The organism is Oscillospiraceae bacterium MB08-C2-2 (assembly GCA_035621215.1).
Classification (GTDB): domain Bacteria; phylum Bacillota; class Clostridia; order Oscillospirales; family Ruminococcaceae; genus WRAV01.
Map to the genome: position 1 here is coordinate 1,293,876 of CP141729.1, position 14,268 is coordinate 1,308,143.

Below are 14,268 nucleotides of genomic sequence, written 5' to 3' on the forward strand. Positions count from 1 at the left end.
TAAAAAAGGAGAGCTCAGATGAACATGCGTAAGTTGGTCGTATTCCTGTTAGCCGGAGTAATGGTGTTATCGTTATTTTCCGGTTGTGGCTCCAGCGTTTCTCCTGCTCCTTCTGCCCAGACTCCTCCCAGCGCACAGTCCGGTGAATCGGTTATTAAGATTGCACTGATTACCAAAATGGTGGATTCTCCCTATTGGCAGACCGTTAAGAGGGCTGCCGAAGAAAAAGCTGCTCAATTGGGTAATGTTGAGATTACCCATCTTGGCCCCCCCACCGAAGCAGATATCGACAGACAGGTACAGATTGTTGAGACCGCTATCAACGATGATTATGACGGCATTATCCTAGCTGCCAGCGACAAGGACGCCCTCATTGAGCCTGTTAAAAAAGCAAAGGCTGCAGGCATCCCCGTTATTATGATTGACTCCGGCATTTCTGAACCTGTATACGATGCCTTTTTGGCGACCAACAATGTGCAGGCTGGCGCAGAATGTGCCAAGCTGATGGCCAGCCTCATTGGCGAAGCCGGGCAGCTTGCCATTGTTAACTTTGCCGCAGGCACCCAGACCGCCGTTGACCGTGAAACCGGCTTCACCCAAGAGATTAAAGCAAACTATCCCAACATCGAGATTGTGGGCGTACAGTACAGTGATTCTGACCCCATTAAGGCAGCCAACCAGGCCACTGACTTTATTTCGGCATACCCCGACCTGAAGGGCATCTGGGGCGCTAACGACCAATCTGCCGTAGGTGTTGCCCAGGCAGTCAGCGAGCAAGGAAAAGGCGATTCCATTGCAGTGGTTGGCTTTGATAACTCGGATGACATCAAGGCCGGTCTGGCCTCAGGTGCCATCAAGGGAACCGCTGTTCAGATGCCCACCGCTATGGGCTCGGTAGGTGTACAGCTGATACTCGACCTGCTGGCCGGCAACGGCCCGTCCTCCAAGGATGTGGACACCGGCGTCACCATGGTTGACCTGAAAAATCTGAATGACGCAGATATCCAGGCAGTTCTTAATCAATAGTCTTCCAATTTATTCTATACACCCCAAACACCCGGCAAAAATTTTGCCGGGTGTTTGGGGTGTACTGCGCTCAAAACGGCATCTAAAAAATTTCTCTATTGTTTGTTGCTTTTGCCGCAGACCTTAAAAGGGCAAAACTGGTATAATTAATTTAGCATACCATTGCTGCCAGAGTTATGTGGGGCAGTGGTTAACGATAAAGGAGTGGGCTAATGGCTGCCATGGCCTATGTAAGGAGGACGATAAAAGGTGTACAGGCTGATATTTGCAGACGACGAGGCCCTGGTGCGCAACAATGTTACCCGTTTGATTGATTGGGAAAAGCATGGATTTACCTTGATAGGCTGCTGTGCCAACGGCCATGAGCTGATAGAGATGGTAGAGCGGGAACAGCCGGAGCTGGTCATTACCGATGTCAATATGCCTTTTATCAATGGCATTGAGGCATCCCGGCAGATACGCCAGAACCACCCGGGGGTTAAGATTGTATTTTTAACTGGATATAATGAGTTCGAATATGCCCAGCAAGCCATAGACCTGAATGTAATGAAATATATCTCCAAACCGGTTACTGCGGGCAAACTATCTGAAACCCTCCTGGCTTTGAAAAGCAGATTGGATTATGAATATGCGGATAAACGCAATTTTTCAATGCTGCAAAACTTCTATGACCAAAACAAAGCCTTTATGCAGGGCGTGTTTTTAAACAGTCTTCTTACCAGTGGCATAGACGATGAAGAAGCTAACCGTACAGCTGCCAGTTTAGAGCTGAGCTGGCTGCAGGATCAAGGGTATCGAGTGGTACTGCTGCAAAAGGACGATAACCTGAATCGTGAAGAATGGCAAGGCGTTCCTGAGGAGATGCTGAACTTTGCTGTCTACAACATCACGCAAGAGCTGCTGGAAGCGTCCAATCTGGGGACTGCCTTTCTCATGGGCACCAGAGTTGCCATGATTACCTGCCAGAAAGATCGAAGCCTTACCGCATATCAAGGTTTTCTTGAAAACTGCATTGGGGAGATTCAGGCCAATATAAAAAATCACCTTCACTTTACCGTTTCCGCTGGCATAGGCCGTGTTTGTACTGCATTGTCTCAGGTGTGTGAATCTTATGGAGAGGCTGTCTCAGCTCTGGGATACCGCCAGATATACGGCGACAGCCATATAATTTTTATTGATGATATTGAACCCAACCGAAGCAAATCGCTGATTTTTGACCGTTCTATGGAGCTTCGCCTCATAGAAACGGTTAAATCCGGTGACCGAAACAGCTGTTTAAGAGAGCTTGAACAGCTGATTCAACCACCTGACCGAATCCTTTCTCAGTCAATGCGTCTGTTTGGCATGAGTATCTTGTTATGTATTATTCGAGAAGCCGACAGCTCCGGGGCTCTTTGGAACTGGGATTCAGATTGTGCCAAGGTTTTGGAAGCACAGAGCAAAAAAGAGCTGTATCGATTGCTGGTTTCAGCATGTGATCGACTAGCAGAATCTCTCACTGAGTTGCGAAACAACTCTTTTTCAGAAGTGGTGCAGGCAGCCCAAAAATATGTGGAAGAACACTATACGGCACCTGACATTTCTGCAAACACGGTTAGTGATGCTCTTCACCTGAGCGCCAGCTATTTTCGTGCTCTCTTTAAGAAAGAAATGGGCATTACCTTTGGCAACTATCTCACCAAAATCCGCATGCAGCATGCCAAAGAGATGGTTGAGCACAGCGACCTGAAAAATTACCAGATAGCTGAAGCGATAGGCTATAGTGACCCTCATTATTTTAGCTATTGCTTCAAGCGGTTTTTCAATGCTTCTCCCAACGATTTGAGAGGCAGAAATAGTTAGGGGCTATCTGAAGAGCTCTACTCTAAACGCCTCTTTTACCCCTGTTTTTCTACCTGTGACATCAATACCACGCACTCAACGGTATTACCAAAAACCCACAAAGCTCCAGACAGTTATATTAGCATTACCGTAGGCTTTGGGCACGGTGATGGCTTGATACCACTTGATGGTATAGTCACTGTTCAAAACAGCCTCACTCTTAATAATATAGCTCAAAAGGCAAAGGCATACATGCCAAAACCACCAACCACTTACAAAATGATTAAAGAATATGTTGATGAAAAATACAGCTTCAAAGTTCACACATTCAAGTAGATGCTATCAAAGATGCACGAACTTATTTTGAAGTAGTATAGAAAATTAAACACAGATATGAAAATTGCTCTTTACATTTTGTAGAGGGCATTTTTTATGCCCTCTACAGAAAGGAGACTAACAAATTGAACCCAAAGACAATCGCCATCGCCAACCAAATTGTATTACTACAATCACCTTGATCTCTTCCTGTATTTTACCGTATCCCGTTACGGTTTCATAATTATTTCACTATAGTTGTATACGGAAATCATATTGTCTGCCCATAGATAAACTTTATGTTCTCGAGCACTCTAAAAGTAATCGGCATATATTTAGCCCTGTGGAGGCCAGTGATTAACTATTTCGCACCAATTGGTTCATTACGACAATGTTTTAATGTAAGAGCGAAAAAAGTAAAAAAACACAAAATAAAAGTAAAAAAACACATTTTATTACTTTTGTTAATTTGATAAAATGTATGATATCACTATAAAACCAGGTCTTTAGAGCGTATTTATGACAATTGAATTTTAAAACCTTATGCGCCCCAGTTAAAAGTAGCTCTTATGACTGAAACAACCTGCAAATTCTGTGGGCAAACCAATTTGTCAAAGACTTGCGTGGTTTTTTCTTAGTTAAATTTGCTCGTGCACATTCTATTTTTCTAATGGAATTTTGTTTGTGTCATTCAATTTTATGAATATGATAGAGAAGAAACAGCAAGGACAATCGACAGGCAGGAGGTGTTACCATGCGTGGCCCATAAATTACTAGACTGGCAAAATGAGCCGATATGAATCCGCAAGAAAACATACTGACGTTGGACAAGCGATCGAATCTTCACATAAACATGGAGTAAAATCCAACACGAGGAAGGAAGTTGCATAAGTGAAAAGAGCATTCGCGTTATTAATGAGTTTAACTCTCTTGTTTTCAATGATCCCCACAGTTGCCGTATCTGCCGCGCCGAGTACAGAGGGGCTTCTTCTCTACTACAAATTTGATGGAGATTTGACGGATTCTTCCGGCAACAGTCGAAACGGTACATTGAACGGAAGCAATATGTCCTATATTGAAGGGATGGACAACCGGGCGCTCAAACTAAATGGCGCTCAGAACACGACCGTTACCGTTCCATCCTTTCCATCCCAGTCGGCGATCACGATCGCTTCGTGGATTAGAATCGACAGTCTGGCGAATACCTACAATGGAATTTACCATACCAACAGCTGGACAAGCGGCGCTATCCATTACCATATCAGCGGTAGCAGCGGCAAGCTGACGGTCGGAGTTAACGGCAACAGCGATGTGTCTTCCGATTACGCCTTCAGCAAGGGCTCCCTGTGGACGCATACTGCTATGGTCTATGACAGCGCCGACAAGACGGTGAAATTTTATATTAATGGTAAACTAGACTCGACAAGAACGATCGGCAGTCCCGTTGTACTCAACGGGAACACCGCTTTAATCAGCGGATATGGCGATGAAAACCGCGGGCTTGACGGTGCTCTTGACGACTACAGAATTTATGGCCGGGCCTTAAATGGCGCGGAAATCCTGGAGCTGCTCAACGGCATTGATCCTCCAGAGCCGCCGGAGCTGCCGGAGCTGCCCTCCTCCGACGAGTTCAAATATCGCCTTGATGACGCTCTGGGGTTCAATGAAAATACATATAAAACGATTCCCAAGGCGACCGGCACGCAAAACAACTGGTGGGACGGCTCTGTTTCCGCCAACGGCGAAATCGGCTTTATTCAGAGCGGTGACCCGAACGAAGACGTGTTCATCTTTAATAATACCAAAATTGTTTCCGATGGCGCGGATTTCTATGAGACGCCCGTCCTGCATCCGGTACTGGACGCACAGAAAGCGGGTGCGGTCACAAGAGCCAACAACAACGCTTTCCCATGGATCACGCAAACCAATACCTACAGCAATGAACAATACGGAACCGGCTGGGGCACGACATGGCCGCGCCCCTATCAGCCTGCAGCCCAATATCGCATCAAAAACAATGATTACACACAAGAAAACTCGACTGTTTACAACAGATATACAAATTTTGAGACCGGCGAGGTCGGCGTGCAGTGGAAGGATAAGGAGGGGAACGAATGGAACAGGCGTTCCTTTGCGTCCAGAAGCGATGACATCATCGTCACCTATATTGAATCTCCAGATGAGAAAGACCTCAACCTGACGCTGACAATCGACAACTACAGGCAGATAAGCAATGCGAACAACGTAACCCTGCCCATTGATTATGTTGTGACGCAAAAAGAGGGAAAGGTGGTCGCCTACGGCTTGGTCGGAAAGTATGAGGTCGCCAACCGCAAAGGCAGCAAAAATGTCAAAGAGCGCCTCTTTGCGCATGGCGGATGGGGCACCGCCACACAGATTATTACCGATGGCACCGTAGGCTATCAGGCGAACACGCAGCAAATCAGCGGCACAACCTATAACAACCCAACCATTACTGTCACCGGCACCAAATCCCTGATGCTGATCACCAAGGTTGAGCGTCAGGATAGCGGATGCGACACGATCGCCGACGTGAAAGCACTGCTGTATGACAAGCTGGTGGCCGATATTCAGGGCATTGTGAATGAATACAATGTGACCAGTAGCGAAAAGAGTTATCAGGATCTGCTCGCCCCGCACGAGGAGCTGCATGGGGATATGTTCAACAATGTGCGCATTGATCTTTGCGCCACAGAAGAAGAGATCGCCGACAGGTCCTTGACCAACACCCAGCTGATCGCCAAGCAGAACAGCGACAAAAGCAAAATCAACAAGGCGTTTCTTGAAAGAGTTTACAACAACGGCCGGTTTGGCCTTATATGCTCAAGCGGCTATCAGACCGCCCGCCTGGGCGGGATCTGGAACGGCCAATACAGTCCGCAGTGGAGCGGCGACTTCACGCTAGACGCCAACACCAACCTGCAGATATCCGGTATGAACACCGGTAACATGCAAACCGCGGGCCAGGGCTATATCAATTTTATCGTGCGTATGGTCAGCGACTGGGAATCAGACGCAAAAAATGTATACGGCATGACCGATGCCATCAAGGCGCCGCCCCGCGTTGACGGTACCGGCGCGTCCGGAAGCTATCATTTCCTGGACGGTTATCCGCACATCTATGTCAACGGCATTACCGACTGGCTGATTCTTCCGATTTTTGAGTATTGGCAGTGCTACGGCAATCAGCCGATTGAGCTTGGCAAAGATATCGACCTGTCCAAAGGGTCTTACAACTCTGGCACGACAATAGCCGATGTTCTCGACCTGAGCGATGAACGCGTAGCGGAAATCAACGCTTCCGGCTATATGGATCTTGAGCAGGATATCCTGTTACCGTTGTTGGTGAAGACGATGAATTTCTGGTTGCAATTCGCCGATGAACGGTTCTATACCGATGGCGAAGGGAAGCACCATCTCAACGACGGCACGACGCTGTCCCAGGCGGTCGCCGCTGGGGATGAGGATGCCGTGTATCTGTTTACTCCAGGCTATTCGCCGGAAAACACCCCCCAGGGCGGAACCGGCAACTGGGGCGAAAACAGCCGCGGGGCGCTGGCCTACAATACGGCGTTTGACATTTCAGCGGCCTATGACACCCTGTATATGGCGAGAACAATGATCGATGTAATCGATCCCTCCAACAGGGATGACCTGCTGGATTCCTGGGCATCTTTTGAGCAATATATCCCCCCCTACAAATATACATCCGATGGTGCCTTTAAAGAATGGGCCGCAGACGAATTGGGTGAGCGATACAGGCACAGGCATGACTCCCACGCATATCCCGCCTGGCCGGGATATGAGGCGCAGGACGACCTCGAAATCCGCAAAGGCCTTTCGGTTGCGATGGACAAAAGATCGGAGGCCTACAATAACTCTGAGGCAGCCGAATCCCACGGACCGGTGCATAAATTGCTGATTGAAGCCCGTTTGAAACGCGCCAGCGAGGTTGACCGTATTTTGAAATATTTGCTAACAAGCAACTACCAGAATGCGTCAATGACGACCAACCATAACGCGAATAAGACTTCATCGTTCTGCACTGACTCTGCCCACGGTATTTTTGGCGGAGTGAATGAATCTCTGCTGTACTCGGACATGAACGTCATTGAGATCCTGCCGGCGCTGATTCCGACCCTGGACAAAGGCAGTATTACCGGCCTGAGAGCCAGAAACAACACACAGGTTGATAGCATTGTCTGGAATAAGCGAGAGATGAGCGCATCGGTCACCCTGACTCCCGATGCGGATAAGGATACGCTCAAAGTAATGTGCGGCCTCGGCATGAAGTCCGCTAAAATCAAAGGAGAAACACAAACAATCCTAGTTGACGACCTTGGCCGCAAATATGTGGAGGTCCAGCTCGTCACAGGCAACACCGTTACGGTCGACTTTGAGCTGGAAGAGCAAAGTATTACCATTTCCACCGAGAAAGATTTGGATGTCAAGCTGACGTCCGGAGACAGCGTCCAGTTTAACGCCACAATTTACCCCAGCACCTCGGCCCACGTTGGCGTCAATTGGTTTGTGGTAGACGCCGAAACAGGCAATGCTGTCAGTGGCGTGACGATTTCCAGCAAAGGCCTTCTGAATATCAGCAAAACCAATGAGGGTGCAGGCAAGACGTTCAAGGTGTATGCGACAACGAGCGACGGTGTCGCCCAATCCAATGAACTTTTCGTGGAGCTGTCACTCTGGCAGCCGATTGCCGTGCGCATGGAAAGCGAGGACTTTGACTACGGCTTCGGATATTATGTCATTGAAGCCAACAAGGCTTCCGCCAGCGGTAATGCAGAAATCGGTTACGTCGGCGGAGCGAATAACAGGCAGTGCGTGTTCAAGTACGGCGGGATTGATTTTACAGATTTGAAGTCGATCAACCTTATCCGCACTTATGACGGCGCTGTCAGTGTCAAGTTCTATATTGACCTAGATGAGGTCGAAGAAAAGACCTATTTCACAAACTACAACGATAACGTCAGTACACCGCAGGATAGCCGGCGCTATCAGCTTTCCGATGTGTTGATTGATGATACTAAGCTGATCGCAACCGGCTCTATCGCCAGCACCAATAGGGACTACACACTGGAGTTGAGCGAAAAAACAGAAAATACGCATGACCTGTATGTTGTTATCCAGGTGACGAGCGGAACGTATGGCGGAAACTATGACTATATGTTCCTAAACTATGCCTCCGTCAACATGGACGGACTGCTCAAATCGATCGCAAAAGCGCAGGCCCTCAACCAAGCTGATTACACCGCGGACAGTTGGGTTGTCCTTGCCGATGCCCTCGTCAATGCGCAGGCCGTGATGGCTGATGCTGACGCCACGCAAGCCGTGATCGATGCCGCCGCTAAGTCCATTGATAACGCAATCGATGCTCTCGTGAAGATCCCCGTTATCATCGTTGACAAGAAAGCGCTTGACAGCGCCATTGATGAAGCCAAGGCCCTTAATGAGGCAGACTACACCGCCGAGAGCTGGAGCCGCCTTAGGGATGCGCTGGCTAACGCCATCTTCGTGCAGAATGACGCCGATGCCACGCAGGCTGAGGTGGACATCGCCACTGCGGCCATTAAGGAAGCCATCGCCGCACTGGAGGAGCCCACCGATCCCGGCGAAACGGTCGACGTCAAGAAGCTCACAATCAAGGGCGCAGCGACTGTCAAGCGCAATAAAACCGTCGAACTCACCGTCGTTGTCGATCCTACTGACGCCACATTCAAGGACGTCACCTGGACCTCTCTGACACCGGACACCGCCACTGTTGACGCGAACGGCGTCATCACCGGCAACAAGGCAGGCTTTGCCATCATTGAGGCCACCGCGCACAACGGTGTCTCCACCCAGTACACCATCCGCGTCATCGCCTAACCGTATCTCGACTTGCCTTTTGATTTCTTTGGGAGGATGTAAAAACTGTCTTAACGGATTTTCCTCTGTTCCACGGTGTGGAGGCTGTTTTACACCAGCAATGACGCCATCGAAATGGAGGAAAATCCGGTCTGTTTGAAACTTAATATCCGCATAATTACCGGATCCTTGAACCTCGCAACCGGCTATTCAGATTTAATCGGCAGAGGTGCGGCGTTTATTCGTTATTCCATATTAAGAGACTGAAGGCCTGCATGCATCTTTGATCGTAAACAGTACGCAAACGGCGTCCAGTGCGATTGTCTGCCAATGCCCGAAGTACGAGAGCAAGCGAAAAACTGTATAGAAAAGGTACGTTTTTCACGGAAAATGCCGCTTGTGCGCGGCGATACGAGGGGCGGCAATGTGTTTGTATTACTGAGGGCGATTTACTCAATACATGCGGAAAAAGTACCAAAAGCATACCCAAAATCGCAGGGGGCGCGGCTGACCGTCGATCGACGGCCGGCCGCGTCCCTTTTTCGTCCTCTTATGATAATGAAGTTTTTAGGGGGGCTGTTCTTTTTACGAGAGAGGCCTACAGCCGCTGCAATGGTGCTTTGCTTGATGGTTACATAAGGGAGCAGCCAGCATTTGCTGGAGAGATAACAATACACCAGCATCTCGGAGCTGGTCAAGCCGTACTCAAAGATACTATTACTGATCTTTACAAAGCCTTTTTGCATAGCCACTCACCTTTTCATTTTTTAGTCGAACATTCCTCCCTCCAGCTCATACTCAGAGCCGTATACTTGGTTACAGATCTTATCGCCGGTTAGGTGCGGTGTTGCCCTAAAAAATATATTTGTAAAACAACCCACATTTTATCTTCAACGATCCGATAATCATAGTGATAGATAATTCTGTGAGGGGAACACTTTTGTGGATAGAACATATATTTCAGGGGCAAAGCTGCGTATCCCGGCGGTCAGACCCAATTATATCTGCCGGGATATTCCCAATAAGAAGCTGGATGAGGGCTTAAAAAAAGAGCATAAAATATTCCTAATCTCGGTTCCAGCGGGCTATGGCAAAACAACATTGGTTTCTGGCTGGATCAGTCAGTTGGACGAGCCCTGCGCATGGCTTTCTCTAGATAAATACGACAATGATCCGATCAAGTTTATCCGCTATTTGCTGGAGGCAGTCCGAAAGGTCAACAAGAGCTTTGGGGTGACGGTTCAGGATCTGACGAATGCACCAAAGCTGCCGGAAATCGAGACGGTAAGCCTTTATTTAATGAACGAGCTGGAGCAGTTTCCCCAGCCGCTGATTTTGGTTCTGGATAATTATCATGTGATTGAGCACCCATACATCCACGAGATGGTACAAAATCTGCTGGGGTCCCGTTCTCTGCGTTTGATTATTAGCACACGCCAAAAACCACCCATTGCCTTTTCCAGATGGAGGGTTCGGGACAAAATGACCGAGCTGAATTTCTCGGATTTAAAATTTTCTGGTGCGGAGATCAAGGAATTCTTTGGAAAATCTTTCAATATAGTATTTGACGACGATATGCTGCAAACCATCGAAACGCAGACAGAGGGCTGGGCCGCAAGCATGCAGTTGACTGGTTTATCCATAAAAAATATGGATAAGGCTCAGGCAAAAAGATTTATCAAAGAACAGGGCGCCAGCAATCGGTTTATTGCGGATTACCTCATGGATGAGGTGGTGAAAATGCAGGAGGAGCAAACCTGTGGGTTTCTGTATCGGACCTGCATGCTCAAAAAATTCAATCGGGAGCTATGTGTCGCGGTAACAGGCATTGCCGACAGCAAAAAAATCATAGACCGACTGGAAAAAGACAACCTCTTTATTGTTGCGCTGGATCACAGTCATACCTGGTACCGGTATCATCCTCTTTTTTCCGAGTTGTTAAAAGCCAACATGGATGACGACCGCAAGGCGGAGCTTTGTAAGAATGCCAGCCTGTGGTGTGAAGAAAACGGGTTTGCCGAAGAAGCGCTGGAATATGCGCTGGAGGCTAAGGACGGCGAGGCGGCAGCCAGTCTGGTCAAAGGCGAGGCAATTAGCCTTTTTCAGAAAGGGAAACTGAAAACGCTCCTTTCGTGGCTAAACTCCGTATCCGAAATTAATCAGGATAAGGAATCCACCCTTGAGCTATACCGCGCGTGGTGTCTGTTAATTTCGGGGGAAATGGACGAGGCAAATAGGGTGATCGACAGCTTCGCCCACACACAGGACGGCAGCAATCCCGTGATTACGGGGATGGTAAAGGCCGCCATGCCGTTCCAGTACAACAGCGACGATAAGAAAAAAACGCTGCAGTATGCCAAAGATGCTGTTACCGTTATGAAGGATCAGCAGGGCTTATTTTACTACGGAGCATTGATTGCGCTGGGTCACGCCAACGGTTTGAATGGGCATACGCGCGAAGCGGCGGCCTGGAATGCAAAAGCCCATGGTGGCGCATGCAGAAAAGGCTACCTCTTTTTGCAGCTGCTGTCGCTTCATGATCTGGCATTTTATCTCAATTGTATGGGGAGACGGCGCGAAGCCCTCGCCCTATGCGAAAAAACGCTGGAACGCGTAACAGACTCCAGCAAAAATCCGCTGAAGATGATAAAAATAGTCTATTTGTCAATGGGAATGCTGCTGTATGCCTCCAATCAACTGGGGAGGGCCAAAAGCTATCTGGAGGAGGGCATTGCCGCTTATCAGGAGTTGGCCTTTGCCCATCTGATAGGGCTGGGAGAGTGGCATCTGGTGCTGCTGCTTTATCATCTGGGCGAAAAGGAAAAAGCCTTTGAGATGGTATACCGGCTCCAAGCGCATTGCAAGGACCTTTTCGTCCGTAGGATCAGCCTGTTCTTTGAAGCGCTGGAGATGGAGCTGCACTTGCGAGAGGGCAATATCGCAAAGGTCTCCGCGTGGCTTCGCGAGCCGGGTAGCACCTTTGATGCGGTATCGGGAATCTTGGATATCTACCCCTACTTCACGTACATTCGGGCAATGATAGCGCAAAAAGAATTTGACAAAGCCCGGTTAGCCCTCGAGGATAAGCAGACGCTTCTTCGGAAAGAGGGCCGGTATGGAGAGCTGATTACCGTGCTGCTGCTATTGGCGTTGGTCACAAAACATTTGGATAACGAGAGCAAAGCACTTGGCTATGTACGAGAAGCGTTGGCAATGGCTGCGCCCGAGGGCTACGAACGCTACTTTCTTGATGAGGGAAGCGAGCTTCTGGAACTGGCCTACAAAGCAAGAGATGCCGCTCCGGCGTTTGTTGATAAACTATTCCCCAAGAAAGCCAAGAAGCCCCAGGCCCTTGCGGAACCACTCAAAAAAAGAGAAATTGAAATTCTCGTGTTGATTGCCAAGGGGTTATCCAATCACGAGATTGCCGAGATGCTCTACATTACTACCGGAACAACAAAATGGTATATTAAAAACATATTTGCTAAGCTGGGTGTCAATAAACGAACGCAGGCAGTGGATCGGGCAAGACGCCTCGAGATCATCCGTTGACTGCTCTAATCCATGATGCAAAACGAAAAAAGCCTTACTTTTCACCTCCCTTTTGGGAGGTGAAAAGTAAGGCTTTTGATTTATAATAGGAAGAGTCAAAGAATGATAAAAATAATGGTAACATCAAGGAGGAAGTTTAATGATCAACAAAACCATGCCGGTACGCGTACGACCACTTAGATGGTCATTGGTATTATTGGTGCTCGCTCTCGCTTTTTCTGTGACCGCCTGCTCGGGTTCTAGCTTTCCCAAAGCGGAAGAATCGGTCAATGGATTTTTTCAAGCATTAAGCGAAGCAAATCTCGAATCCGCAACGTCCTATTGCGCTTCTGGCTCCGACAATTTTTCGTTTACAGACCCCCAAGAAGAAAAATTTGTAACGCTACTGGTCCAAAAAACAACGCACGAGATTGTATCCTCAGTGGAAGAAGGCAGTACCGCTACCGTTACAGTCAAGGTAACCAATCTGGATCTGGAGCAAATCTTTGAAGAGGTGATGAGCAAGGCCACAGACGAAATGCTGGATGCCGTACTCGCGGGCAAGGATATCTCGGATGAAGAATCAATAGAAATGACCATGAAATACCTGGAGGAAGGCATGTCCGCCCCGGATGCCCCCCTTGTGACAAATGACCTGACAATTACGCTAAACAAAGACAATAGCAAAAAAATGTGGGTCATTGTGGATGATGATGCCTTTGTAAACGGCATTACCGGGAACATGAACGCCATGTTTTAAGGGGCATCTGTTTGGCGCAAGTTTCAACCCCGCACCAGGCTAGCAGTACGTTTTGATTATTAACACAATTACAGTAAAAGAGGAGATTATATGAGAACAGCAGCGGTCGTATTGGTAATAATTGGCACAATTGCATCCATAGCACTTGGAGTAAAGTGGATATCGGATTTTGAAACGTACGAAACAGAAATTGCATCCGTGGAAGAATTCAAGAATGACCCGGATGTTGCCCAAGCCTTGAAAGAGATGCAGGCCGTGCGCAGCTGTGCGTATGCTTTGATTGTATGTGGCATCATTGCTACGGTAACCGTGTTATTAGCAGGAAAAATCGGCAAGCTGGCAGCTGGCATTATATTGGCTTGCGCCATCGTCCCCGCAATTTTCTCGCCAATTTCTCTCGTGTTTACGTTTTTCTTCCTGATTGGAGGCTTGCTGCTTTTCTTTGCAAAGCCCAAAGTCCCCACAAAAACCGCCGCTTAGCAGATTGCCAATCAACGGGGAAATATGCGGCGTTTCCCTAGCAAAAAAACATAAGCGTATGAAGAAATAATTGATATAAAAATGTTGAGCATGGGTTAGCCGATGGAGAAGGCTAACCCATGCTCGTATTCCGTTAAACTCTGAAAGCCGAAATAAAGTCTATCACTTTATCAGATGAATTTCATTTGATAATTGTTTGATAAAATAGTGTATTTCTGTAGAAATACCTATGGAACGCATCATAATACTCGGATTATAATTCACTCTCATCCTCCCACTTGAACAGCACCCCAATTGTTAGACAGTATGATATACTGAAAACAAATGGGGTGCTGTTCAGCAATGATGCGGGGCTTTCAGATCGCCAATAAACCCTTTTCTCAAAAAAAGATGCACAAAAGGGATTTACTGGAACAACAAATACGTAGCCTCAAAAATGACTTTAGGTCATCGGC

The 14,268-nt window shown here is 47.9% G+C and carries 7 protein-coding genes; 6 read left to right on the top strand and 1 reads right to left on the bottom strand.

What is annotated here, in order from left to right; genetic code table 11:
- Positions 1-18 precede the first annotated feature (18 nt).
- The 3 genes from U6B65_05780 (at position 19) to U6B65_05790 (ending at position 9,063) form a co-directional block, all read left to right on the top strand.
- Positions 19-1,026 carry an ABC transporter substrate-binding protein gene (locus U6B65_05780; GenBank protein ID WRS28639.1) on the top strand — a complete coding sequence of 336 codons (1,008 nt, stop codon included), beginning with the start codon at positions 19-21 and terminating at the stop codon, positions 1,024-1,026.
- A 249-nt stretch (positions 1,027-1,275) separates the two neighbouring features.
- Positions 1,276-2,868, top strand: a complete 1,593-nt coding sequence (locus U6B65_05785; protein WRS28640.1) for a response regulator — start codon at positions 1,276-1,278, stop codon at positions 2,866-2,868.
- 1,185 nt (positions 2,869-4,053) lie between these two features.
- Positions 4,054-9,063, top strand: coding sequence for a LamG-like jellyroll fold domain-containing protein (locus U6B65_05790; protein ID WRS28641.1), 5,010 nt, complete (start codon positions 4,054-4,056; stop codon positions 9,061-9,063).
- A gap of 428 nt (positions 9,064-9,491) precedes the next feature.
- On the opposite strand, the gene U6B65_05795 is transcribed toward U6B65_05790, so the two are convergent.
- Positions 9,492-9,788 (bottom strand): hypothetical protein, encoded by a 297-nt coding sequence (locus U6B65_05795; protein WRS28642.1) that lies wholly within the window; start codon positions 9,786-9,788, stop codon positions 9,492-9,494.
- A gap of 196 nt (positions 9,789-9,984) precedes the next feature.
- Between U6B65_05795 and U6B65_05800 the strand changes: the two genes are divergently transcribed.
- The 3 genes from U6B65_05800 (at position 9,985) to U6B65_05810 (ending at position 13,813) form a co-directional block, all read left to right on the top strand.
- The gene (locus tag U6B65_05800) at positions 9,985-12,594 is read left to right on the top strand and encodes a LuxR C-terminal-related transcriptional regulator (protein ID WRS28643.1); all 2,610 of its coding nucleotides are present in this window, start codon (positions 9,985-9,987) and stop codon (positions 12,592-12,594) included.
- A gap of 139 nt (positions 12,595-12,733) precedes the next feature.
- Positions 12,734-13,333 (top strand): hypothetical protein, encoded by a 600-nt coding sequence (locus U6B65_05805; protein WRS28644.1) that lies wholly within the window; start codon positions 12,734-12,736, stop codon positions 13,331-13,333.
- 90 nt (positions 13,334-13,423) lie between these two features.
- Positions 13,424-13,813 (top strand): hypothetical protein, encoded by a 390-nt coding sequence (locus U6B65_05810; GenBank protein WRS28645.1) that lies wholly within the window; start codon positions 13,424-13,426, stop codon positions 13,811-13,813.
- Positions 13,814-14,268: the final 455 nt, after the last annotated feature.